At 62.8% G+C, this 22615-nt stretch carries 22 protein-coding genes and 1 pseudogene; 13 read left to right on the forward strand and 10 right to left on the reverse strand.

What is annotated here, in order from left to right:
* Positions 1-235 precede the first annotated feature (235 nt).
* Positions 236-1426: a Xaa-Pro peptidase family protein gene (locus X730_RS151980; protein WP_023826309.1), complete on the forward strand. Its 1191-nt coding sequence runs from the start codon at positions 236-238 to the stop codon at positions 1424-1426.
* 170 nt (positions 1427-1596) lie between these two features.
* Here the strand turns inward: X730_RS151980 and X730_RS151975 are convergent, their stop codons facing one another.
* The 3 genes from X730_RS151975 to X730_RS151965 are packed head-to-tail and all read right to left on the reverse strand — an operon-like array spanning position 1597 to position 4079.
* The gene (locus X730_RS151975; RefSeq protein ID WP_023826310.1) at positions 1597-2013 is read right to left on the reverse strand and encodes a cupin domain-containing protein; all 417 of its coding nucleotides are present in this window, start codon (positions 2011-2013) and stop codon (positions 1597-1599) included.
* A 4-nt stretch (positions 2014-2017) separates the two neighbouring features.
* Positions 2018-2872 carry a phosphoenolpyruvate hydrolase family protein gene (locus X730_RS151970; protein WP_023826311.1) on the reverse strand — a complete coding sequence of 285 codons (855 nt, stop codon included), beginning with the start codon at positions 2870-2872 and terminating at the stop codon, positions 2018-2020.
* A gap of 13 nt (positions 2873-2885) precedes the next feature.
* Positions 2886-4079, reverse strand: coding sequence for a Tm-1-like ATP-binding domain-containing protein (locus X730_RS151965; RefSeq protein WP_023826312.1), 1194 nt, complete (start codon positions 4077-4079; stop codon positions 2886-2888).
* Between the two features lie 111 nt (positions 4080-4190).
* Between X730_RS151965 and X730_RS151960 the strand changes: the two genes are divergently transcribed.
* The 8 genes and pseudogenes from X730_RS151960 to X730_RS01000000164445 form a co-directional block, all read left to right on the forward strand.
* On the forward strand, positions 4191-4874 hold the full coding sequence (locus X730_RS151960; RefSeq protein ID WP_023826313.1) for a TetR/AcrR family transcriptional regulator: 684 nt from the start codon (positions 4191-4193) through the stop codon (positions 4872-4874).
* 302 nt (positions 4875-5176) lie between these two features.
* Positions 5177-6289, forward strand: a complete 1113-nt coding sequence (locus X730_RS151955; RefSeq protein ID WP_031196893.1) for an ABC transporter ATP-binding protein — start codon at positions 5177-5179, stop codon at positions 6287-6289.
* 46 nt (positions 6290-6335) lie between these two features.
* Positions 6336-7769 (forward strand): ABC transporter substrate-binding protein, encoded by a 1434-nt coding sequence (locus X730_RS151950; protein ID WP_023728574.1) that lies wholly within the window; start codon positions 6336-6338, stop codon positions 7767-7769.
* Between the two features lie 80 nt (positions 7770-7849).
* Positions 7850-8911, forward strand: coding sequence for a sugar ABC transporter permease (locus X730_RS0133700; protein ID WP_023835039.1), 1062 nt, complete (start codon positions 7850-7852; stop codon positions 8909-8911).
* A gap of 3 nt (positions 8912-8914) precedes the next feature.
* Positions 8915-9853 (forward strand): carbohydrate ABC transporter permease, encoded by a 939-nt coding sequence (locus X730_RS151945; RefSeq protein ID WP_023728572.1) that lies wholly within the window; start codon positions 8915-8917, stop codon positions 9851-9853.
* A 1-nt stretch (position 9854) separates the two neighbouring features.
* Positions 9855-10943 carry an ABC transporter ATP-binding protein gene (locus X730_RS151940; protein ID WP_023733630.1) on the forward strand — a complete coding sequence of 363 codons (1089 nt, stop codon included), beginning with the start codon at positions 9855-9857 and terminating at the stop codon, positions 10941-10943.
* Positions 10940-11380: a hypothetical protein gene (locus X730_RS151935; protein ID WP_023728570.1), complete on the forward strand. Its 441-nt coding sequence runs from the start codon at positions 10940-10942 to the stop codon at positions 11378-11380. The genes X730_RS151940 and X730_RS151935 overlap by 4 nt, the downstream gene beginning before the upstream one ends.
* 116 nt (positions 11381-11496) lie before the next feature.
* Positions 11497-12269: pseudogene (locus X730_RS01000000164445) on the forward strand (ABC transporter ATP-binding protein); the annotation flags it as partial.
* Between the two features lie 61 nt (positions 12270-12330).
* Here the strand turns inward: X730_RS01000000164445 and X730_RS0133710 are convergent.
* Both X730_RS0133710 and X730_RS151930 read right to left on the reverse strand, forming a co-directional pair.
* Complete coding sequence (locus X730_RS0133710) at positions 12331-12741, reverse strand: DUF4437 domain-containing protein (protein ID WP_031196894.1); 411 nt, start codon at positions 12739-12741, stop codon at positions 12331-12333.
* A 217-nt stretch (positions 12742-12958) separates the two neighbouring features.
* A complete protein-coding gene (locus tag X730_RS151930; RefSeq protein ID WP_023826316.1) occupies positions 12959-13306 on the reverse strand; it encodes a GFA family protein in 348 nt (115 codons plus the stop codon).
* Positions 13307-13422: 116 nt separating this feature from the next.
* Here X730_RS151930 and X730_RS151925 point away from each other — a divergent pair, with 116 nt between their 5' ends.
* The gene (locus X730_RS151925) at positions 13423-14718 is read left to right on the forward strand and encodes an amidase (RefSeq protein WP_023826317.1); all 1296 of its coding nucleotides are present in this window, start codon (positions 13423-13425) and stop codon (positions 14716-14718) included.
* Positions 14719-14740: 22 nt separating this feature from the next.
* Here X730_RS151925 and X730_RS151920 read toward each other — a convergent pair whose 3' ends face one another.
* From X730_RS151920 to X730_RS151900, 5 genes are all read right to left on the reverse strand, one after another.
* Positions 14741-15118: a hypothetical protein gene (locus X730_RS151920; protein ID WP_023692018.1), complete on the reverse strand. Its 378-nt coding sequence runs from the start codon at positions 15116-15118 to the stop codon at positions 14741-14743.
* Positions 15119-15121: 3 nt separating this feature from the next.
* Positions 15122-16102: an NAD(P)-dependent oxidoreductase gene (locus X730_RS151915; RefSeq protein ID WP_023686626.1), complete on the reverse strand. Its 981-nt coding sequence runs from the start codon at positions 16100-16102 to the stop codon at positions 15122-15124.
* Positions 16103-16187: 85 nt separating this feature from the next.
* A complete protein-coding gene (locus X730_RS151910; protein ID WP_023686625.1) occupies positions 16188-16904 on the reverse strand; it encodes a FadR/GntR family transcriptional regulator in 717 nt (238 codons plus the stop codon).
* Between the two features lie 2 nt (positions 16905-16906).
* Positions 16907-18076 (reverse strand): mandelate racemase/muconate lactonizing enzyme family protein, encoded by a 1170-nt coding sequence (locus tag X730_RS151905; RefSeq protein WP_023686624.1) that lies wholly within the window; start codon positions 18074-18076, stop codon positions 16907-16909.
* A gap of 9 nt (positions 18077-18085) precedes the next feature.
* Positions 18086-18973, reverse strand: a complete 888-nt coding sequence (locus X730_RS151900; protein WP_023669836.1) for a sugar phosphate isomerase/epimerase — start codon at positions 18971-18973, stop codon at positions 18086-18088.
* A gap of 399 nt (positions 18974-19372) precedes the next feature.
* On the opposite strand from X730_RS151900, the gene X730_RS151895 reads away from it, so the two are divergent.
* The 3 genes from X730_RS151895 to X730_RS151885 all read left to right on the forward strand — a co-directional run bounded on the left by X730_RS151895 (position 19373) and on the right by X730_RS151885 (position 22609).
* The gene (locus X730_RS151895) at positions 19373-20428 is read left to right on the forward strand and encodes a sugar phosphate isomerase/epimerase (protein ID WP_023754226.1); all 1056 of its coding nucleotides are present in this window, start codon (positions 19373-19375) and stop codon (positions 20426-20428) included.
* Between the two features lie 18 nt (positions 20429-20446).
* Positions 20447-21634 (forward strand): Gfo/Idh/MocA family oxidoreductase, encoded by a 1188-nt coding sequence (locus X730_RS151890; protein WP_023826318.1) that lies wholly within the window; start codon positions 20447-20449, stop codon positions 21632-21634.
* A 123-nt stretch (positions 21635-21757) separates the two neighbouring features.
* Positions 21758-22609, forward strand: a complete 852-nt coding sequence (locus tag X730_RS151885) for a sugar phosphate isomerase/epimerase (RefSeq protein WP_023669833.1) — start codon at positions 21758-21760, stop codon at positions 22607-22609.
* Positions 22610-22615: the final 6 nt, after the last annotated feature.

A 22615-nucleotide genomic window follows, 5' to 3' on the forward strand; every position in this document is an offset into this window, starting at 1 on the left:
CTTGGCTTTGAAATTTTCGTCCGCTGGACCAGTTAGAGGTGGCCCTTTCATTCTGGTATTCTGGTAGGACCAGATTGCCTTGATGTGCAGCGATGACGACTTGGTGACTGCCTGCTGAAGCTATTTTCCTTGTTTCTGGCTGGACCAGAGTGAGCAAAATGGTGCAGATTTGATCGAAAGCCAAGGGATCGGCCGCTACACGACCGGCGATCCCACGGAAATCAGGGAGAGAACAATGAACATTGCCCCGGGCAAGAGCGCCGTCAGCAATATCCCGTTCGACCAGGCGAGGGTCGACCGGCTGATGGAAGAGGCCGGTATCGATGTTCTGCTCGCGACGTCCAAGCACAACACGCAGTATCTGCTCGGCGGCTACAGGTTCATCTTCTTTGCCGCCATGGATGCGATCGGCCATAGCCGTTACCTGCCTGTCGTCCTCTATGAAAAGGGCGGGCCCGGTCATGCCGCCTATATCGGCAACCGCATGGAAGGCGCCGAGCACCAGAACAGCCCGTTCTGGACGCCGACGCTGCATGCCGCCTGCTGGGGCACGCTCGATGCTGCCAATCTTGCGGTCGAGCACATCAGCAAGATCGGCAAGGCCGGCGCCCGCATCGGCATCGAGCCGGCCTTCCTGCCGTCGGACGCCTATGCGCTGATCCGCAGGGCGTTACCGGATGCCAGGCTGATCGACGCGACCGGCATGCTGGAGAGCATGCGCGCCATCAAGACGGACGCCGAGCTGGAAAAGCTGCGTATTGCCTCCGAGCTGATCACGGATTCCATGCTGGCGACCATCCGGTGGGCGCATGAAGGCACGACCAAGGCCGAGATGATCGAGCAGCTCAGGCGCGAGGAAACCAATCGCGGCGCGCATTTCGAATACTGCCTGCTGACGCTGGGTGCCAGCCACAACCGCGCGGCGTCACCGCAGGCGTGGAAAAAGGGCGAGGTGCTGTCGATCGATTCCGGCGGCAATTATCACGGCTATATTGGCGATCTCTGCCGCATGGGCATTCTGGGCGAACCGGATGCCGAACTGGAAGATCTGTTGGCCGAGGTCGAGACAGTGCAGCAGGCGGCGTTCTCGAAGGTGAGCGCAGGCACCGTCGGCGGCGATATGATTTCGCATGCCGAGGGCGTGCTGAAGGCCTCCAAGGTCGCGCCCTATACGGATTTCTTCGCCCATGGCATGGGGCTGATCACGCATGAGGCTCCGTTCCTGATGACCAACCATCCGGTGACCTATGAAGGCACCTATGCCGCCAAGCCGCTGGAGACAAACATGGTGCTGTCGGTGGAGACGACCATGCTTCACCCGACGCGGGGGTTCATCAAGCTGGAGGATACGCTGGCGGTGACGGATGCGGGGTATGTGATGTTTGGGGATCGGGCACGGGGGTGGAATAGAGGTGGGATAGCCTAGCTCGGCGCTACCCCCTCACCCGGATTGCCATCCGAATTGCGAAGGGCAATTCGGGGCTATCCGACCTCTCTCCGAGGGGAGAGGAGTTTGCGCCGGCGCTGGCTTCTGCCTCTTCTCCCCTCGGGGAGAAGGTGGCCGCGAAGCGGCCGGATGAAGGGGGCCTTTCGCGATTACTTCCCCGCCGGGATCAGCCTGAAATCCGGCAGCTCCCGCAGCACCAGTTCCGGTCCGGCCGGCGAATAGACGACGAAGAGCTGCATCGGCCCATCGCCGGTATTCAGCGTCGAATGGAAACGGCTTTCCGGCACATAGATGGTGCAGCCGGGGCCGACGTTGGCGACGACCGGATTGCCCTCCTCGTCCTCGACCATCTGCTCGCCATTGCCTGAGATGACGAAGATGATCTCTTCCGCGCCGGGATGGTTGTGGCGCGTATGGCCCTTGCCTGAGGGCAGGTCGACGACACCGCCGGAAAAGCGCTCAGCGCCATTCACTTCAGGCGCCACCGTCAGCGACAGCTTGCCCCAGTCAAAGCCGAAGGCGCTCACGTCCTTCGGGTATACGAACACCTTGCTCTTGTCGGTCATGATCTCATCCCTTCTTTTTCTTCTGGTCGTGCGGCGTGACGGCCTTGAAATCCGCCGTCTGCCTGGCGATCGCGGCTTCAGCCGGCAGCCGTTCCATCGAACTCGCGCCATAAAAGCCGTGCAGGCCCTTGCAGCTGTCGAGGATGTAGCGGGCATCATCCGGCATCGAGATCGGCCCGCCATGGCAAAGCAGGATGACATCCTTGCGCACCGAGCGCGCCGCGTTGGCGATGGCGTCGATCTCGACCACGCAGTCGTCGAGCGACTTGGCCGACGTGGCTCCGATCGAGCCGCCGGTCGTCACCCCCATATGGGCAACGACGATGTCGGCGCCGGCTTTTGTCATGGCGCGCGCCTCGTCGGGGTTGAAGACATAGGGCGTGGTCAGAAGATCGAGCTTGTGCGCCTCGGCGATCATGTCGACCTCCAGCCCGAAGCCCATGCCGGTTTCCTCAAAACTCTGGCGCATGCTGCCATCGAACAGGCCGATGGTCGGGAAATTCTGCACGCCGGAAAAGCCCATCGTCTTCAGCTCGGCAAGCAGCAGCGGCATGATGACGAAGGGATCGGTGCCGTTGACACCGGCCAGCACCGGCGTCTTTTTGACCACCGGCAGCACCTCGTAGGCCATTTCCTTGACGATCTCGTTGGCGTTGCCATAGGCGAGCAGGCCGGCAGCCGAGCCGCGCCCGGCCATGCGGTAGCGGCCGGAATTGTAGATGATGATGAGGTCGATGCCGCCGGCTTCCTCGGCCTTCGCCGACAAGCCGGTGCCGGCGCCGCCGCCGACGATGGGCACGCCGTCGGTGATCATCGCCTTGAACTTCTTCAATATGTCTTTGCGCGGTATTGCGGGCATTTGTTGACTCTCACTATCTGGCGATGTCGAGGAAGGCCGCGGTTGCGGCTTTGGCAAATTCCGGATCGTTGATGTGCAACGGCAGGCGTGTGACGCGGCGCGTGGCGCTCGGCCTGATGGTGCGCTCGATGGCATCGAACAGCACGGCGTCGGCTTCGAGGTCGAAGAAGGCGCCGCCCTCGATGTCGAGTGCCGAGACGCCTTTTTCGGGGATCAGGAAATGCACAGGGCCGTCGCAGCGAGCGAGCCTGGTGCCGATCCACTCGCCTATGCCGCGGCATTCATTCGCCGTGGTGCGCATAAGCGTGACGTTGGGATTGTGCTCGTAAAACAGCCGGCCCCTAAACTTCTCGGGAATGGTCGGCGGCGCCCAGAAATTGACCATGTCCAGCGCGCCGACCGAGCCGACATAGGGCAGCTTGGTGCGGGCGATAGCGCCGAAGCGGTCTTCCGTCGCCGGCAGCACGCCGCCGAACAACAGGTCGCAGACTTCCGTCGTGGTGATGTCGATGACGCCGGCGAGCAGGCCCGAGTCCGCGAGCTTCTCCATCGAGCGGCCGCCGGTTCCGGTGGCGTGGAAGACCATGCAGTCGTAGTTGGCGCGCAGCTGGTCGGCGATGGCGGTCACGCAAGGCGTGGTGACGCCGAACATGGTGAGCCCGAGTGCCGGCTTGCCGGTGGCAGTCGGCGCCGGCCTGGCGGCCATGCCGGCGATTGCCTGCGCCGCATTGTGCAGCACGACGCGTGACAGCCGGTTCAGTCCCGCCATATCGGTGACCGATGGCATCATGATGATGTCGGAGACGTCGACATAGGGCGCGGTGTCGCCGGAGGCGAGCGTCGAGACCATGATCTTGGGCAGCCCAAGCGGCAGCGCGCGCATGCCGGCAGTGATGATCGACGTGCCGCCGCCGCCGCCAATGCCGATCACGCCTGATATGTCGTCGCGCGACTGAATGAAACTGGTGAAGGCGGCGCCCATGCCGGCCACTGCCGTGCCGCGATCATCGATGCCGAGCACGCCACTGGCTCCACCCGGATGATGCGCCGCGACCTCGCTGGCCGGGATATCGACCGGCACCGTGGCACCGCGCGTTCCGATGTCGACGCGGGCAACCGAACTGCCGGTGGCGGCAATAGCATCGGCCAGGAAGGCAAGTTCCTCGCCCTTGGTGTCGGCTGTGCCCACCACGTAGATGCGCTTCATCGCGTTTCTCCCGTCACCGGCCGACCGGCGCCGGGCCGCCTGTCGCCCTTTGCCGGCCTTTCGGTAGGCAAAGGTCATTGCAATTTTTTGAGACGCGCGTATCGTATTGACATGGAAGTCTCACGTCAACAAGCCGCTGGGAACGACGACGCCAACGAGGCTGCCGAACGCGGCCCGCGGGCCCGCACAAAACGGCTGATGCTGGAGACGGCGACGCGGCTGATGCAGGCGGGCGTCACCCCGTCTGTCAGCGAAGTCGCGGAGGCGGCGCAAGTGTCGCGCGCCACCGCCTATCGCTATTTCCCAAGCCAGGCAGCCCTGGTGCAGGCGGTGGTCGACGAGGGGCTTGGGCCGATCCTGACCTGGCAATCGACGTCCACCGATGCCGGGCGCCGCGTCGCCGAACTGTTCGACACCGCCATGCCGCGCATCGAGGCTTTCGAGGCAACTTTCAAGGCGGCGCTGAAACTGTCGCTCGACCAATGGGCGCAGCGGCAGGCGGGCACGTTGGACGGCGAACCGCAATTCACGCGCGGACATCGCGTCCAGCTGCTGAAGGACGCCATCGCACCGCTCAAGGGCCGGCTGCCGCCGCGCGAGTTCAAGCGACTGGCACAGGCGCTGTCGATGATGTTCGGCGTCGAAGTGCTGATCGTGCTGAAGGATATATGGGAGCTCGATAGCCGCGGCATGCGGTCGGTCGCGCAATGGGCGGCGGGCGCCCTTGTGCGCGCCGCAGTGGCGCAATCAACGGCTGAAATCGATGCGGCCCCGACAGCGGCATTGGCGAAATAGCGCCAATCTGGTTCGACCAGATTTGGATGCCCACTATTGATGTTAACCGGGATGGCAGTGCCGAAACAAGGCTCTCCTATATCAACGAGTAGGAAAATTCAGGGAAAACAGTCGGATACATGAAGAATCCGGTTATGCAAGCTCCGATAGCGATCCAAGAAAGAGCTTGACGGCTATCCAAAATTGGTAATACCAGATCAGGAAAGAAAAGGCGGATCGAGAATGACAGCCGCAGTCCATTTCGGCAGGGCGAGGAGAATCATACGGATGGCGCGTGTTCCGTCCGCACGAGGTGGCGCATCGTGACGCAGACGTCGCCTCGCGCCAGTGACGGCAAGGGGATTGCGCTGCGCCTCGATGGGCTCAGCAAGGCCTATGGATCCGTGCGCGCCATCAACGACCTGAGCTTCGCCGTCGACGAAGGCCGCTTCTTCGTACTCTTCGGGCCGAGCTCCGTTGGCAAGACGACGACGCTGCGCACTATCGCCGGCCTCGTCCAGGCCGACTCCGGCACGCTTGAGATCGGCGGCCGCGACATGGCCCATGCGCCGATCGCCGGCCGAGGCATCTCGATGGTCTTCCAGTCTTTCGCGCTTTACCCCCACCTCACGGTCTATGACAATCTCGCCTACCCGCTGCGCGAGGAGAAAGCCGCGCGCGCCGAGATTGACAAACGGGTGAAAGAGACCGCCGAGATCCTGAAGCTGACACACCGCCTGAAGGCCAAGCCGGCAACCCTGTCCGGCGGAGAGCAGCAGCGCGTCGCGCTCGGCCGCTCCCTGATCCGCCGGCCAAAGATTCTTCTGCTCGATGAGCCGCTCACCAATCTCGACGCCAAGCTTCGGCACGAGACGCGCGCCGAGCTGAAGCGGCTGCACCGCCAGTTCGGCATGACCGTGATCTATGCCACGCCCGACGAGATCGAGGCTCTCTCGATGGGCGAGACGATCGCCGTCATGCGCGATGGGGGCATCGTCCAGATCGGCACGCCAGACGAGCTTTACGAGCAGCCGATCAATACCTATGTCGCCAGCAAGATCGGCTCGCCGCACATGAATCTGTTCACGGCCTCGGTGCGCGCCGACACCAGATCTTTCGACACGCCGCTCGGGACTCTGGTTCCGGCGACGGCGCCAAAGACTGCCGATGCCAACGAGGCCGCGCTGATCGGCATTCGCCCGAGCGACATTCGGCTCGCCGCCAAGGGCGAAGCCGGGGTTGCCTCGAAGGTGCATCTGGTCGAACCGCTCGGCGACATAACGATCGTCTCGGTCGAGGCCGGCGGCGAGATGTTGCGCATTGTGCTGCCGGAAGCGATCGCCGCCAGCATCAGGACCGGCGATTCGGCATCGATCGCCATCGATAACAGGAAAATCCACGTCTTCCGCGCCGCGAGCGGCCAGGCAATGACCTGACTCGAACGGCGAGAAGCAATCCGGTTAACCAAGGGAGGAAACGCGAATGACGGCGATGACCAAACTGAAAGGGCTAGCGACAGCCGCAAGCTTCGCTGCCACACTACTGGTGGGAGGCGTGACCTATGCCTCTGCCGAAGAAGTGACGTTGACGATGGCGGTGCCGGATTGGCCCCCGACCCGCATTATGAAGAAGTTCTTCGACGAGCAGTACAAGCCGAAGTCTGGCAATACTGTGAAGCTCGATGTGGACTTCATTCCGTGGCCGGATTTCTACACCCGCGTCAACGCCTCGTTGACCTCGGGCGAAAAGAAGTACAACTTCATCGTGTCGGACTCGCAGTGGCTGGGCGCCTTCGTCGAAGGCGGCTACTTCCGCAAGATCAACGATCTCATCGATGCCGACCCGGAACTCAAGGCGACGATGGAGTCGATGCATCCCGCCGTGCTCAACGCCTACTCGACCTATCCCAACAGCACGCCGAACTACTACGGCTTCCCGCAGTTCCCGGACGTGCTGGTCACCTACGGCCGCAAGGACGTGCTCTGCAACAACGACGAGCAGGCCGCCTACAAGGCGAAGTACAATGAGAAGCTGCCCTGCACCGGCGAAGAAATCGACGCCATGGACTGGAACACGTTCGAGCATGTTGGCGAATTCTTCCAGCGCAAGAAGGGCGACAAGCTCGCCGGCCAGGTGCTGGATGACGATTTCTATGGCATCGCCTATCAGGCAGGCAAAGGCTACGACTTCTCGACGAGCTCGGTCCACACGTTCGTCTGGGAGCATGGCGGCGGCATCTGGGATGAAACCAAGGCCCCGACCGGACATGCCGAAGGCGTCGTAAACTCCCCGAAGTCCATCGAGGGCATGGAGCATTTCCTCAAATTGCTGAAGTTCATGCCGCCGGTGGTCAAGACCGGCACCATGGACATCTTCGTCTCGGACCAGTTGTTCCGTGAAGGCAAGGTGGCCATGAACATCGACTGGATCGGTCTCGCCGAAGCCTCGCTCGATCCCAAGACGTCGAAGGTTGCCGACAAGCTGGTGTTCGGATTGGCGCCAGGCCTGCGCGGTGCCGACGGCAAGGTGAATCGTACGTCACAGATCGGCGGACAGCCTTTCGTTCTCACCACCTGGACGACGCCTGAGCAAATCAAGGAAGCGGTTGGCTTCGTGAAGTGGTGGCTCTCGCCTGATATCCAGCACCAGTTCGCCGCCGGCGGCGGCCAGTCCGCGATCAAGTCGGTCTACAGCGATCCGAAGTATGTGACCTATCGTCCGTGGGACCGCGCCTGGGCGAACTCGCTCGACTGGCAGAAGGACATGTGGCACGTGCCGCAGTTCTTCGAACTGCTCACCCAGCAGCAGGACCAGTACGACCTAGCCATCACTGGCAAGCAGGACGCCAAGACCACCTTGGATAACATCGCCAAGTTCCAGGAGGACCTCCTGAAGAACGATGGTCTTATCCAGTAACCTTCCGACATAGCTGCGGGGAGCGGGCAAAAGCCGCTCCCCGTCATTGCCACTTCAGGCGCTCCATATTTCGGACTCCCATGACCGCTGTTTCAAGCACGCTGCTGACACCACGCCTTACCGCGGTTGTTGCCCACAACTGGAAACTCGCCATCGCTGTCGCTGTCGTCGTGTCGGCCATATCAATGGCGGGCTTGCCTGCGGCTGTCTCCTTCTGGGTGGTGGGCGCCGCGGTGGCGTTGGTCGCGGCCGCATTTACCGTCAACGCGTATCGCCGCCACTACTTCGGCGCCTTGCTGGTCGCTCCGGCAATCGCCGTTCTGTTTGTGATGAATATCTTCCCCCTGCTGTGGTCGCTGGGCCTTTCGTTCTTCGCCTACCAGGCAAACCAGCAGACGATCCGCTTCGTCGGACTCGGGAACTACATCCGGATCCTTACCAACGATCTCGCTGCTCACGCGACTTGGGGCGCGCTGATCAATACCGCCATGTTCGTCGTGTTCACCGTCTCCGCGCAGATGATCGTCGGCTTTCTGCTGGCCATCCTGTTCGCCAAGCAATTTCCGCTGCGCAAGTATTTGTTGATCCTGGTGCTGACACCGATGATGCTTTCGGTTGTCGCCTCTGGCGTGTTCTTCACCTACTACTATGACCCGACATTCGGGATTCTCAGCTACGTCATCAATTCCATCTCCGGCAACCAGTTCATCCTGATGAGCAACAAAGTCGGTGCCGTGGCGGGAATCGTTTTCGCCGACGCATGGATGTGGTCGCCCTTCGTCATGCTCCTTGTGCTGGCGGGCCTCGTCTCGGTGCCGAAATACCTTTACGAGGCCGCTGCCATCGACCGTATTTCCAGCTGGCGGCAATTCTGGATGATCACCTTCCCCTACATCCGCGGCCTTCTGATGTTGGCCCTTCTCTTCCGCACCATCGAGGCATTCAAGCTGGCGGATCTCGTCATCCTCCTCACCAAGGGCGGCAACGACACGCTGACGATCTCCTATCACTTGATCCGCATCGCCAACGAGCAGAACAAGACGAGTGAGGGCGCGTCGATCTCCTATCTGATGCTGTTCATGGTGATCGTTCTCACCAACCTCTACCTGTACCTCGCAAACCGCCGTACGCAGGGAGCCTAACCCGTGACCGAATCGATATTGGGAAAGCTCGGCTTCCGCAGGGCCAGCGGAGTAGACGAGGCCGGCTGGGGGCGGACGCTCGCCGTGGCCGTCGTCGCCTTTATCTATTTTCTGCCGGTGCTGTTCATCATATTCACCGCCTTCAAACCGCAGGGCGACGCGCTTCTGGTGCCTCCGACGCTGTCGCCCACGTCGCTGTTCGGCTTGATTCCGGATCATTTTGTGTTCAAGCCCACGCTCGAAAATTTTGGGTCCGTCTTTTCTCGCTCGATGACGTCGGGCGGTGCCCCGGAAGCGACAGGATTCGACCGTTATTTCTTCAACTCGATCTTCATCGCCTCGGCTTCGGTGCTGCTGGCGCTGGTCATCGGCACCCTGGCGGCCTTCGGCTTCTCGCGCTATCCGCTGAAAGGCAATGACACCTACCTGTTCATCATCCTGACCACGCGCATGCTGCCGGCGATTGTGGTGATCATTCCGGTGATCCTGATGTTCCGCGTAGTGGGCCTGTCGGGCTCGTATCTCGGCATCATCATGCTCTACACCGCCTTCAACCTGGCCTTCACCATCTGGATGATGAAGAGCTTCTTCGATGAATTGTCGCCAGACGTCGAGGATGCCGCCCGCCTCGACGGATCGTCCGGAATGCGGGTGTTCTTCAAGATTTGCCTGCCCCAGGTCATTGCCGGGCTCGCCGCCACGTTCGTGTTCGGCCTGATCCTCACCTGGAACGAGTTCCTCTTCGCCCTCTTGCTCTCGGGGCCCGACACGAGGACGGTCCCGGTCGCCATGAACCAGGCCGTGTCGTCGGGTGGACGCGGCACCGACTGGACTTTGCTTGCCGCCATCGAAACCCTGTTCCTCGTCCCAGTCTTCCTGGTCACCTTCTTCTTGCAAAACCATCTGTTGCGCGGTGTTACCTTCGGCACGGTGAAGCGCTGAGATGTCAACCATCGAACTCCGCAAAGTCACCAAGCGCTTCGGCTCCTTCACCGCGGTCAAGGACGTTGACCTGTCGGTGGCCGCCGGTGAGGTCGTCTGCCTTCTCGGCCCGTCCGGCTGTGGCAAGACGACGACCTTACGCGTCATCGCCGGGCTGGAAAGCGTCACTGACGGCGAGGTCGTCGTCGCCGGCAAGGTGATGAACAAACTGCCGCCCGAAAAGCGCGACATCGCCATGGTGTTCCAGTTCTACGCGCTCTACCCGTCGGCATCGATCGCCGAGAACATCGCCTTCCCGCTCTATCATGACGGCATTTCCGGGGCTGAGCGGACTGCCCGCGTCAACCGCGTCGCCGCGATCCTTCACTTGGAGCACGTTCTCGACCGGCTGCCGAACCAGATATCCGAGGGCGAAAAGCAGCGCGCCGCCATGGCCCGCGCCATCGTCCGCGACCCCAATTGCTTCCTCTTCGACGAGCCCTTGTCGCGTCTCGATGTCGAACTGCGCCAAACCATGCGTGGCCAGATCAAGGAAGTGCTGCAGGGCCTCTCCAAAGCGACCGTGATCGTGACCCATGACCAGCTCGAAGCGCTCACCATGGCCAACCGCATCGCCATCATGAAGGACGGCCTGATCGAGCAAGTCGGCTCACCGCACGAGGTATTTGCCAAGCCCGCCAATGCTTTCGTGGCGAGCTTCATCGGCACGCCGCAGATGAATCTTCTCGAGGCCGACCTCAAGGCCTTCGCCGATGGCACGGCGGACATGACCGTGGCCGGCATTAGTCTGGCGATCCGCACGGACGCGGCGGTCGCGCGCCTGCAGCCCGGCAAGGTGACGATCGGTGTCCGCCCCCGTGCTTTCACCGTGACCGATACGGGGGACCGTGGCACCATCTCCGCCAGAGCCGAGCTCATCGAGCCCATGGGCGCCGAAACCCTTATTCATGCCCGCACGGCGGCAGGCGCCGACATCCGCGTCGTGGTGACGAGAAGCCAGTGGGTCAAGGTCGGCGAGGCGCTGAATCTACGCCCCGATCCCAGGCAAACCCATGTCTTCGATGGCGCCGGAAAGGCGGTGCGGTCATGAGCGACAGTTCTTCCGGCATGAGCCGCGCCGGCGCGTTCCGCCTCGAGCTCTTCATCATTGGCCTCGGCGTCTTGGCGCTGGTGCTGATCTTTCAACCCTTTTCCATCGGCCTGTACGCGGTCGGCAGCGGTCTCGTGGTGCTTGCCGGGCTCATCAACAACCTGCTGCCGTTGGCCCAGCCGGGCGTCAAGGTGCGCAGTGTGGTGACCGTAGCGCTGGTCGTGGCGCTGGTCTTCTGCATTGCGCTGCTGGTATCGATCACGGCGGCGCATCTCTACGGCGTCTTCTTCCTCAATCCACCGGACCCCAACACTCTCGCCGGCAAGGCGCAGCTCGCCACGCCGCCTTTCTACAAGCAGGCTTTCGTGTGGGAAATCGCCGCCGCGGCGGTGATTCTCGCGCTGATCGTCACCGCTCTCAACAAGACAGCGCGATGATCAGCAGCTGACGCTATCCGGCAGGTCGCGCTCGCGCCCGTCCGCGACGGTCGGTGTGCGTCGCCCTCTCAACTCTCACGCCGTCATCCTCCGGCTTGACCGGAGGACCCGACGCCGAGATCAAAGACCGGGTCGACCGCGCCGCCAAGACACTGCGGATCGAGCATCTGCTCGACCGTAAGACCGATCGTCTGTCCGGCGGCGAGATGCAGCGCGTTTCGATCGGCCGCGCCATCGTGCGCAAGCCGCGCGTATTCCTGATGGACGAGCCGCTGTCGGCGCTCGACGCCAAACTGCGAGAGGCGCTGCGCACGGAACTGAAGAACTTGCAGATACAGCTCGGCGCCACCTTCCTGTTCGTCACCCACGACCAGATCGAGGCGATGTCGATGGGCGACAAGGTCGGCGTGCTCAACCATGGCCGCATCGTCCAGACCGGGACGCCGCACGAGATATACAACAATCCGCGCGACACCTATGTGGCGAGCTTTGTCGGCTCGCCGCCGATGAACCTCATCGACGGCCGGTTGGTCAACAACCGCGCGGTGATGGCGCCGATGAATTTCGAGCTGCCGCTTTCAGGAGGAGCCAAGGGTTTTGGAGGGGCGAAGACTGGTGCGGCAACGGAAGGGCGCCCGCTCGTCTTCGGCGTCCGTCCCGAGGACGTCTATCTCGAGAGCGGCGCGCCGGTCGAGGCGCGCGTCTACGATGTCGAGAACCATGGCGTGGAAAAGATCCTGACTCTGCGGGTCGGCGACACCACGCTGCGCGCTACCGTGCCGGCGCGGACCGATGTGGCGATCGAGCAATCGGTGCGCTTTGCCTGGAACGCGGACAAGGTGGTGCTGTTCGACAAGGCAGCGGCGTGAGCTTGCGGAACGCCGGATAGGCTCTCCTGCAGACTCACGCGGCGCTAATCCGCCTGCGAAAATCTGCAGGCGGTCGTCCGACTATTTCTGGAAGTAGGTCTCGTAAGGCGTGTCGTTGATCAGCAGGATCACGCACTCCGTCTCCGACAGGCAGGCGTCGTCGTGCATCTCGTTGGCCTTCTGGGTCCAGTAGGACCCTGGAGGCAATTCGATCTTGGTCGTTTCGCCGCCGTCCATTTGCCAATGTGCCCATAGTCCCTTGATGACCACTGCGCGATAGTCGGCGGTGTGCGCATGAACCGGCGCGCGCCAATTGCCGGGAACTTTGAGCAAGGTGCCCGCCGGACCTTTGGCCCGCTCGCCCCACAACGGGCCAAGGCGATGCGGCTGGTCTGGCACTTCGGCGACATAGGGGATCTTGTCGGCCGGGAGATAGCTGTCCTCGAGGGCAAAGGCGCGAGCGGGAAAGACGCAAGAAACGGCGAGCGCCAGAAACGCGCCGTCTTCGGCGGCCTGGTGGTCGACAATGCCGGTGTGGCCAGCGCCTTCGCCTATTGTGGCGCTGCGACCTTGCTGGCGGCGATCGTTGTGTTCGCGCGCGGCCCTAAGCGCGTCGAATAGCCGATAGCCATCCTTGGCTGAAGCAGCGGGCCCGAGAACTATCAAGGTTTTCGGGGCGTTGCTTTTGTGGTGAGAGGCCACCGTAGGGTCAGACCGCGCGGCCGTCGAAGTCGAAGACCGGCAGGCCGGTGGGATCGAAATCGGCGACGCAGTTGAGGTTGATGTAGGCGCTGCGTTCGCTGCCCTGACTGACATCCTCGGCAAAGGGATGGATGCCGCAGGTGCGGCAGAAGCGATGCGCCATTGCATGATTGCCGAATGTGTAGGTGCCGAGATCGTCGCCCCACGCCAGCACCGTCAGGCTGTCATGCGGGACGGCGGCCAACAGCGCGCCCTTGCGCGAGCAGATCGAACAATTGCACCGCACGGCGCCGGTCAGCTGCGCCTTGAATTCGAACGCAACCTTGCCGCAGTGGCAGCTGCCTTTGTACAGCATCAGTCCCTTCCTATCGCTGGCAGGTGCAAAGGCACGCTGTCCGGGCTATTCCTTCCGCTGACCTAGCGGCCCATATGCCTTAAAGACGCTCCACCTTGACGGAATCCGACATCGACATGCAATCAATCCGCGATCGTCTCGAGATCATCCTGTCACGTCTTGCCAATTGCGCGGCAGGCGAGAAGGTGTTCACCAAACTCTATGCCGAGGCGGCGCGCGCAGCGGCCGAGGCCACCGATGCGCGCAAGAAGGCCGGCGTATCGCTCGGGCCGCTCGACGGCGCCATCATCTCGATCAAGGATCTGTTCGATGTCGCCGGCGAGCCGACCACGGCCGGGTCGCTGATGCTGAGGGACACCGCGCCCCGTCGGCACGACGCTGCGGTCGTCAACCGTCTGCGCCAGGCCGGCGCCGTCATCATCGGCAAGACCAACATGACCGAATTCGCCTTCACCGCCATCGGCGACAACATGCACTACGGCACACCGGGCAATGCCGCCGACACCAGCCGCATTCCGGGCGGTTCGTCGTCGGGCGCCGCCGTGTCCGTTGGCGAGGGGACGAGCGACATTTCCATCGGCTCCGACACCGGCGGTTCGGTGCGCATCCCGGCATCGCTGAACGGCGTCGTCGGTTTCAAGCCGACGGCGCGGCGCGTGCCGCTGACTGGTGCCTATCCCCTTTCTGCGACGCTGGATTCGATCGGGCCGCTGGCGCTGAGTGTTGCTGCGTGTGCCCTGGCTGACGCCGCGATGACGGGCGAGCAGATGCCGCAACTGCACCTGCCGTTAGCGCTTGCCGGGCTTCGTGTCGGCATTCCGCGCGGCCTGCTTTTCGAAGACACGGAAACGGAGATTGCCGCCGCGTTCGATCGCAGCCTTGCCGGGATCGAGCAGGCAGGCGCGTGGCTCACGGACATTTCGATCGACGACCTCATTGCCGATCTGCGCCTGGCCACCAAACGCGGCTCGATCGCGGCCATGGAAGGTGCTGAAATCCATGCCGACTGGCTGGCGACGGGCGCATCGGTGCCGGTCGATCCCCATGTCAGCGGGCCGCTGTCGCGGGCGGCGGCCATACCGACGCCGGTTTATATCAGGGCAATGCGTCGTCGCGCGGCACTGTGCATAGCCATGGACGAGCGGTTGGGTTCGGTCGATGTGCTGGCTCTGCCGACCACGCCGGTGACAGCGCCGACTATCGTTTCGATGGCCGAGGATACGGCTCTGCGTGAACGCACTGAAGGTCTGCTGCTGCGCAACACCCAGGTCGCCAACCAGTTCGACCTCTGCGCGATCTCGCTGCCGATGCCCGGCATGACGCTGCCGGCCGGGCTGATGCTGGTGGCGCGCAATGGCCATGACCACCACCTGCTGCGCATCGCGGCTGAAATCGAGCGGCTGCTCCGATAGGCAGCGAGCCGTAGGTCGGCAGTCAACGTGCCGCGCAGCGCTTGCGCTCGCTTTTCTTGGAGGAGCGTTCGATTTTGGTAACGACCAGCATCGGCGGATCGTTCGGCTGGCCGCGATGCTGGATCGATCCTCGGACGACGAGTTTTCCAGCATAAAGCTTGTCGGAGAGGTCAGGTGCCGATCTGTCCAGCGGCGGCAATTCCGTAGTGTTGAGCTCCACGCCTTTAACGACATTGCCGGTGGTCAGATCCAGCGCATTGCCTGACGGGCAGGGCGCCATCATGCAGACGATCCCATTGCTGCAATAGACATAATCGCTGCTTTGTGCCGCCGCGAGCGAAGGTAAGGCCACGATCGACGACACTGCGAGAACCAGAGATGCGAAGCGAAAACCGGACATGGTTCACGCGTCCGCCGGGAACCGTCTGCGGTAATGCTCGACCACGTCGGGATTGCGCAGATTGACAGGCAGCCGGTTGGCCAGCACCAGCAAGGTCTCGCCGGCCGCGCCCACGCCCATGCGCATCATCGATTGCTCGGTAATCCCCGCCATATGCGGGGTGACAATAACATTGTCGAAACCGAAATAGGGATGGTTTGCCGGCAGCGGCTGCGTGGCAAAGACGTCGAGTGCGGCGCCGCCGATCCGGTCTTGGCGCAAGGCCTCGATCAGCGCCTCGTCATCGATCACCGGTCCGCGCGAAATGTTGATCAAAAGCGCGTCCGGCTTCATGCGGGCAATGCGTTCGCGGCTGATCAGGCCGCGCGTTTCCGGCGTCAGCGGGCAGCAGAGCACGATGATGTCGCTCTGTTCGATCAGCGCATCGATCGACAGGAAGCCGATCCTGTCTGGTGCCGGCTGCATGCTGCGGGTCGTCGCCACGACGTCGAGGCCGAAGCCGTGCGCGGCGATATGGGCGACCGCCTGACCGATGGCGCCGAAGCCGATGATGCCGATGGTCTTGCCGGCAAGCTCGCTGGCATGGCTGGCGTGGTCGCGGCCGGCATTCCAGCCCTTGGCGCGCAAGTCGCGGTCGACCGAACGGAAGCGCCGAAGCAGGGCAAGGGCCGCGAACATCACATATTCAGCGACCGAACGCGCATTGACCGCCGGCACGTTGGCGACCAGCACGCCGGCCGCGGCCGCGGCCTCCATCGGCACCATGTCGAGCCCGGCGCCGTGGCGGACCGCTGCTCTGAGTTTCGTGGCGTTTTCGAACAGCGACGGCGGCAGCGGTGCGCGAACGATGATGACGTCGGCATGCTTCGCCTCGGCGGTCAGCGTTGCCGCATCGAGCGCTGAGGCGACGACGAGTTCGCCGGCGCCCGCCAGCATGGCGGAGGCACGCGGGTGCAGCGTGTGCGTCGACAGGATTCTGGGCATGGGGCTCTCGCTAGTCGCAATTCTCAAAGGAAAGCGCCGCGCGCTTTTCCCAGAAAAACCGTTTCACACCTTTCCTGGAATTGCACTAGACCTTCTCAAGTGCCAGGCTTTGCGCTTGCGCCTCCCGGCCCTCGATGATCCCCTTCCAGTAGCTTTCCGCGCCTTGCAGGTGGGCGCTCATCAGCGCCTGGGCGAGATTGCCGTCGCGACGCAGCAGCGCCTCGTAGATCTGGATATGCTCGGCATGCGAGCGCACTGAGCGCTCGGGATCGTTGAAGTAGATCGGCAGCCGCTGCTCGCCCATCAGGTAATAGACACTGCAGATATTGTGGAAGACGCCGTTCTTGGTCGCCCGCACGATTTCGAGGTGGAATTCGCGGTCTTCCTTGGCGAGGCCTTCGCCGGCGGCGATGCACTCCTCCGAGGCTTTCAGGATCTCCCGCAGGCGTTCGAAATTCTCTTCGGTGGCACGCGAACAGGCAAGTTCGGCGGCCTTGATCTCGTGGATCTTGCGCAGTTCGACGGTTTCGTAGATCTGCACCGGATCGAGCGGCAGGCCCGCGCGGGCGAAAAGAGCCAAGGCTTCTACACTGGCCTGCCTGGTGTCGACATAGATGCCGGATTTGGCGCGGCGCTCGACGATGCGCATGGCCTCCAGAATGGCCAGCGCTTCGCGGATCTGGCCGCGGCTGACGACGAAATGCTCCGCCAGTTCGCGCTCCGAAGGCGTGCGGCCGGTCTCCTTGTCCGAATGGGCGAAGAGATAGGCGGCGAGCTCGGCGAGAAGGTTCTTTTCTTTCATCGTCAACCGCGTTGCGCGTGCGCCTCCAGGAACCGCTCCGAAATGGTGAATCCCAGACCCGGCTTTTCAGGGATCGCTATCATACCGTCCCTTGCTTCGACAGTCTCTTCGATAAGATCGTGGATCATCGGGTTGGCGCCGAGCGAATATTCGACGGTAAAACTGGCAGGCGAGGCCGCACAAACATGCAGGCCGGCGAAGAAGCATGGCGCGCCGGCCCACAGATGCGGGGCAAAGCGCAGATTGAAGGCACTGGCGATGGTGCCGATCTTCATCGCCTCGCTGATACCGCCGCAAAAGGCCGGATCCGGCTGGAAGATGTCGGCGGATTTCAGCACCGCGAGATCGCGGAAGGCGTAGCGCGTCGCTTCGCTTTCGCCGGTGGCGATCGGGATCGAGCCCGAGGCGCGCACCTCGGCCATACCAGCCTTGTCGTCGGCGATAACAGGCTCCTCGAACCAGGCGAGGTCGAGATCGCTGGCCAGGCTGATGAAGCGCTTGGCCTCGGCCACCGTATAGGTGCCATGCGCGTCGACCATCAACTCGACGTCAGGACCGAGCGCCTGCCGTGCGGCGCGGACGCGGGCGGCGGAAATGTGCGGGGCGCCGTCCATGGCGCCGACGCGCATCTTCAGCGCCTTGAAGCCGCCTTTGGCGATGTAGGATTTGAGCTGCTCGCCGATAGCCTCGGCGGCAGCCCAGCCGCCGGAGGCGTAGGCCGGCATGCGGTCGAGCTTGCGGCCGCCGATGAGCCGCCACACCGGCTGTCCCAACGACTTGCCCAGAATATCCCAGAGCGCGATATCGACGGCGCTGATTGCCGCAATGCTCATGCCGCGCCGCGCCAGCTGCGGCATGGCATGGCCGGCGCGCGCGGCACTGTCATGGCGCACGCCGTTGTAGAGCATCTCCCAGATCATGCCGATGTCGGCGGGGTCGCGGCCGATCAGCTGCGGCCCGACCTCGTGATTCAGCATGTAGACCAGCGCACCATAGCTGCCGGCGCTGCCGGCGGCGTTCTTGCCCTCGCCCCAGCCGATCAGCCCGTCGTCAGTCTCAATGCGCAGGATGGCGGCGTCGAACGTCGTCACCTGGCCAAAGTCGCTGCGATGCTGCTTCGCGGCCTCAATCGGCACGCGGACCCACCACGCCTGGACCGTTTTGATGCGCATCCCGATCGGCTACTTGATCAGCGGCAGCAGCGTTTCGGCCGTGATGCGCATCTGGTCGGTGTAGAATTTCTCCGTCAGCACGCTGGAGCCGTGATCCTGGATGAACTTCAGCTGTTCGGGAGAAATGTCGACCGGATTCCGGTCGACCATGTCGGGATAGGGCGCGGCGGGTGTGCGGTCGACGGGCGCGACGAATTCGTTGGTCAGCGCGCCGTCATAGCCGACTTCCTTCAGCGTCTGCACGATCCGTGGCCAATCGATCTGGCCAAGGCCGGCGGCAAAGCGGTTGTTGTCGGCGACGTGGAAGTCGAACAGCCGTTTGCCGACCTGACGGATCGCGTCATGGACGTTAAATTCTTCCATATGGATGTGATAGGCGTCGAGGCAGACGCCGCATTCGGGGCTGACCGCATCGGCCAGGGCCAACGCCTGCGCGCCGCGGTTGAACAGATAGGTCTCGAAGCGGTTGAGCGGCTCGACCGCGATCTTGACGCCGACCTTCTTGGCATGGGTGAAGCATTCGCGGGTGGCGTCGACCACCCACTTCCATTCCTCTTCCTCGGTGCCGTCCGGCACCACTTTGCCGACGGTCGCGGGCACCAGCGTTATGATCTCGCCATCAAGTTCGCTGACCATGGTCAGCACGTCCTTGACGTACTGCACCGAGCGTTCGCGCTGGCCCTGGTCCCTGGCGGCAAGGTTGCGTTCGCCCAGCATCAGCGTCACCGACCCCCAGCAGCGGATGCCGTATTCTTTCAGCAGCGCGCGGGTCTCCTTGGTCTTGTATTGCTCGGGCTCGCCGGAAATCTCGATCGACTCGTAGCCGAATTTCTTGATGCGCTTCAGCGTCACCTCCAACGGTTCCGCGCGCATCCAGTTGTGCGTCGAAAGATGCATGGTCTATCCTTCCCAGAATTCGTCTGTGCCAGTTCGCCTGCGATGCGCCCCACAAGGCGCGTCGCGTGTTTCCTCCCCAAGGCGCTCCAGCGTTTTTGCGCAACTGGTTCGACCAATTGGGCCCTAATGGAGGTCTACAGCAATTTTTGTCGCGCGGCAAGAACCGCCGCCATGCGATATCGGCATCTGTGTACCGTATTGATTATGCTGGTATATATCGCCAAAAATGGAATGCCCTAGCAGCTTTGTGCGTGAGTCAAATGGCTTGACCCATTTTCGGTATTTGGTAATACCAGAATGCCGATACGAGAATGCACATCACGAGAGACCAAAGAGGCTGGCCCTGCTTTCATCAGACGCTATGCTTGGTCCTTGGAAAAATGAATTGGGAGGATGCCGATGCCGTCGACAATGAAGGGTCCGGGGCTGTTTCTGGCGCAGTTCGCGGGGGATACCGCGCCGTTCAATTCGCTGGCCTCGATCACCAAATGGGCGGCCGGTCTCGGTTACAAGGGCGTGCAGATCCCGACCTGGGATGCACGCCTGTTCGACCTCAAGAAGGCGGCATCTTCCAAGACCTATTGCGACGAGGTGAAAGGCATCTGCGCGGATGCCGGCGTCGAGATCACCGAACTGTCGACGCATCTTCAAGGGCAGCTGGTGGCGGTGCACCCGGCCTATGATGCCCAGTTCGACGGCTTTGCACCGCCTGCGGTGCACAACAACCCCAAGGCCAGGCAGAAATGGGCGGTCGAACAGATGGAGTTCGGCGCCAAGGCCTCGAAGAATCTTGGCCTGAAAGCCTCGGTGACGTTTTCCGGCGCCCTAGCTTTCCCGTACCTCTATCCCTGGCCACAGCGGCCGGCCGGGCTGATCGAGGAGGCCTTCGCCGAGCTCGGCACACGCTGGAAGCCGATCCTGGACGTCTATGACGAAAACGGCGTCGATGTCGGCTACGAGATCCATCCTGGCGAGGACATCTTCGACGGCGCAACCTTCGAGATGTTCCTAGATGCGGTTGGCGGTCACAAGCGCTGCAACATCAACTACGACCCGTCGCATTTCCTTTTGCAGCAGCTCGACTATCTCGAATTCATCGACATCTATCACGAGCGGATAAAGGCCTTCCATGCCAAGGATGCCGAGTTCAATCCGACGGGGCGGCAAGGCGTCTATTCCGGCTATCAGAGCTGGACCAATCGCGCGGGGCGATTCCGTTCGCTTGGCGACGGGCAGGTCGATTTCGGCGGCATCTTCTCCAAGCTTACCCAGTATGGCTACGATTCCTGGGCGGTGCTGGAGTGGGAGTGTTGCCTCAAGCATCCGGAGGACGGCGCGGCCGAAGGCGCGCCCTTCATCCAGCACCACATTATCCGGGTGACGGAAAAGGCCTTTGATGATTTCGCCGGCGGCGCCACCGACAAGAAGATGCTGCGCGCCATGATGGGTATTTGAGACAAGCAGGAGAAAGACATGGTCGGCGCATCGAAGTCGGAAGCGGGGGGCGGCCCGATCCGCTATGGTATGGTCGGCGGCGGCCAAGGCGCCTTCATCGGCGCGGTGCACCGGATCGCGGCGCGCATGGACAATGACTTCGTGCTGGTGGCCGGCGCCCTGTCGGCCAGTCCCGAGCGCGCCAAGGCTTCCGCCGCCGAACTCGGTCTCGACCCGGCGCGCAGCTACACCTCCTATGCCGAGATGGCCAAGGCCGAGGCCAAGCGCCTGGACGGCATCGAGGCGGTGGCGATCGTCACCCCCAACAATGTGCACGTGCCGGCGGCCAAGGCCTTCCTCGAGGCGGGCATCCACGTCATCTGCGACAAGCCGCTGGCGACGACTTTGGCCGAGGCCAAGAAGCTCGCGGCCGTGGTTGAAAAGACCGGCAAGGTGTTCGTGCTGACGCACAATTACACTGCCTATCCGATGGTCCGGCAGGCGCGCGAGATGGTGGCCAAGGGGCAGCTTGGCGACATCCGCATCGTTCAGTCCGAGTACCCGCAGGACTGGCTGACCGAGGATCTTGCCGCCACCGGCCAGAAGCAGGCGGCGTGGCGCTCCGACCCCAAGCAGGCGGGCGCGGGCGGCGCGCTCGGCGACATCGGCACGCATGCCTACAATCTGGCGCGCTTCGTCTCGGGTCTGGAGCTCGATTCCCTGTCGGCCGATCTCGACGCTTTCGTGCCGGGGCGACTGCTCGACGACAATGTCAATGTCATGCTGCGCTTCAAGCCGGTCGGCAAGGTGCATCCGGCCAAGGGCATGATCTGGGCAAGCCAGGTGGCGCCCGGCCACGAGAACGGGCTGAAGCTGCGCATCTATGGCTCGAAAGGCGGGCTGGAATGGGTGCAGGCCGATCCGAACTATCTCTGGTACACGCCGTTCGGCCAGCCCAAGCAGCTGCTCACCCGCAACGGCGCCGGCGCGCTGCCGGTTGCGGGACGCGTCAGCCGCGTTCCGTCTGGCCATCCGGAAGGCTATCTCGAAGGCTTCGCCAACATCTACCAGGAGGCGGCGCGCGCGATCCGCGCGGCACGCAAGAAGGGCGGCAGACCGGGCAAGGACGTGGTGTTCCCGACCATCCAGGACGGCGTCGAAGGTATGGCGTTCATCGAGGCCTGCGTGAAGTCGTCGAAGAAGAACGGGGCGTGGACGAAACTTTAGGTAGCGCCGGCGCCAAGTCTCTTCTCCCTTCGGGGAGAAGGTGGCCGCTAAGCGGCCGAATGAGGGCGCATGGTGCGAGGTGCGAAAGAAACCAGCGCGCCGTCAAATGGGGAGGGGCTGTCGATGAAAATCGGCATGTGCATGTTTTTGTGGACGACTTCCGTGTCTAAGAAACACGAGCCGTTGCTGCGCGACATCAAGGCGACCGGCTTCGACGGCGTCGAGATACCGATCTTCTCAGGCACGCCAGAGGACTACAAGAAGCTTGGCGATTTGCTCGACCGCATCGGGTTGGAGCGCACGGCTGTTACGGCGATGGGCGACCCGGCGATGAATCTGATTTCGCCGGATGCCGTGACCCGCAAGGCCGGCATCGGCTACATGAAATGGGCGATCGATTGCGCCCAGGCGCTCGGCGCGAGTACGCTGAGCGGGCCGCTGCATTCGACGCTCGGCGCCTTCTCCGGCAGCGGGCCGACCGCTGCCGAGAAGAAGCGCTCGATCGCCTCGCAGCGCGCCATTGGCGATCATGCCGGCAAGCGGAACGTTACCATCGGGTTGGAGGCGCTCAACCGTTTCGAGTGCTATCTGCTGAACACGATGGCCGATCTGTCCGAGCACGTCGATGCCATCGACCGGCCGCACATCAAGGCGATGTACGACACCTTCCACGCCAATATCGAGGAAGCCGACCCGATCGGCGCCTATACGAAGCACCGCAGGAATGTCGTGCACATCCACATTTCGGAGAACGATCGCGGCGTGCCGGGACGCGGGAACATTCCGTGGAAAGAGACTTTCGCGGCCATCCGCAAGAGCGGCTATGACGACTGGCTGACGATCGAGGCGTTTGGCAGGTCGCTGAAGGATCTGGCGGCGGCGACCAAGGTGTGGCGGGATTTTTCCGAGACGCCGGAAGCGGTTTATCGCGAGGGATACAGGCATATCAGGGATGGGTGGAAGCGGGCGGCTTAGCCGCGC

Source organism: Mesorhizobium sp. L103C131B0 (genome assembly GCF_000502275.1).
Taxonomy (GTDB): domain Bacteria; phylum Pseudomonadota; class Alphaproteobacteria; order Rhizobiales; family Rhizobiaceae; genus Mesorhizobium.

Coding starts and splice junctions, on each gene's coding strand:
- X730_RS151930 (WP_023826316.1), bottom strand. CDS start 13,306: ATGCTGTACAAAGGCAGCTGCCACTGCGGCAAGGTTGCGTTCGAATTC.
- X730_RS151960 (WP_023826313.1), top strand. CDS start 4,191: ATGGAAGTCTCACGTCAACAAGCCGCTGGGAACGACGACGCCAACGAG.
- X730_RS0133700 (WP_023835039.1), top strand. CDS start 7,850: ATGACCGCTGTTTCAAGCACGCTGCTGACACCACGCCTTACCGCGGTT.
- X730_RS151980 (WP_023826309.1), top strand. CDS start 236: ATGAACATTGCCCCGGGCAAGAGCGCCGTCAGCAATATCCCGTTCGAC.
- X730_RS151910 (WP_023686625.1), bottom strand. CDS start 16,904: ATGAAAGAAAAGAACCTTCTCGCCGAGCTCGCCGCCTATCTCTTCGCC.
- X730_RS151915 (WP_023686626.1), bottom strand. CDS start 16,102: ATGCCCAGAATCCTGTCGACGCACACGCTGCACCCGCGTGCCTCCGCC.
- X730_RS151935 (WP_023728570.1), top strand. CDS start 10,940: ATGAGCGACAGTTCTTCCGGCATGAGCCGCGCCGGCGCGTTCCGCCTC.
- X730_RS151970 (WP_023826311.1), bottom strand. CDS start 2,872: ATGCCCGCAATACCGCGCAAAGACATATTGAAGAAGTTCAAGGCGATG.
- X730_RS151925 (WP_023826317.1), top strand. CDS start 13,423: ATGCAATCAATCCGCGATCGTCTCGAGATCATCCTGTCACGTCTTGCC.
- X730_RS151895 (WP_023754226.1), top strand. CDS start 19,373: ATGCCGTCGACAATGAAGGGTCCGGGGCTGTTTCTGGCGCAGTTCGCG.
- X730_RS151940 (WP_023733630.1), top strand. CDS start 9,855: ATGTCAACCATCGAACTCCGCAAAGTCACCAAGCGCTTCGGCTCCTTC.
- X730_RS151965 (WP_023826312.1), bottom strand. CDS start 4,079: ATGAAGCGCATCTACGTGGTGGGCACAGCCGACACCAAGGGCGAGGAA.
- X730_RS151905 (WP_023686624.1), bottom strand. CDS start 18,076: ATGCGCATCAAAACGGTCCAGGCGTGGTGGGTCCGCGTGCCGATTGAG.
- X730_RS151975 (WP_023826310.1), bottom strand. CDS start 2,013: ATGACCGACAAGAGCAAGGTGTTCGTATACCCGAAGGACGTGAGCGCC.
- X730_RS151920 (WP_023692018.1), bottom strand. CDS start 15,118: ATGTCCGGTTTTCGCTTCGCATCTCTGGTTCTCGCAGTGTCGTCGATC.
- X730_RS151950 (WP_023728574.1), top strand. CDS start 6,336: ATGACGGCGATGACCAAACTGAAAGGGCTAGCGACAGCCGCAAGCTTC.
- X730_RS151890 (WP_023826318.1), top strand. CDS start 20,447: ATGGTCGGCGCATCGAAGTCGGAAGCGGGGGGCGGCCCGATCCGCTAT.
- X730_RS151885 (WP_023669833.1), top strand. CDS start 21,758: ATGAAAATCGGCATGTGCATGTTTTTGTGGACGACTTCCGTGTCTAAG.
- X730_RS151900 (WP_023669836.1), bottom strand. CDS start 18,973: ATGCATCTTTCGACGCACAACTGGATGCGCGCGGAACCGTTGGAGGTG.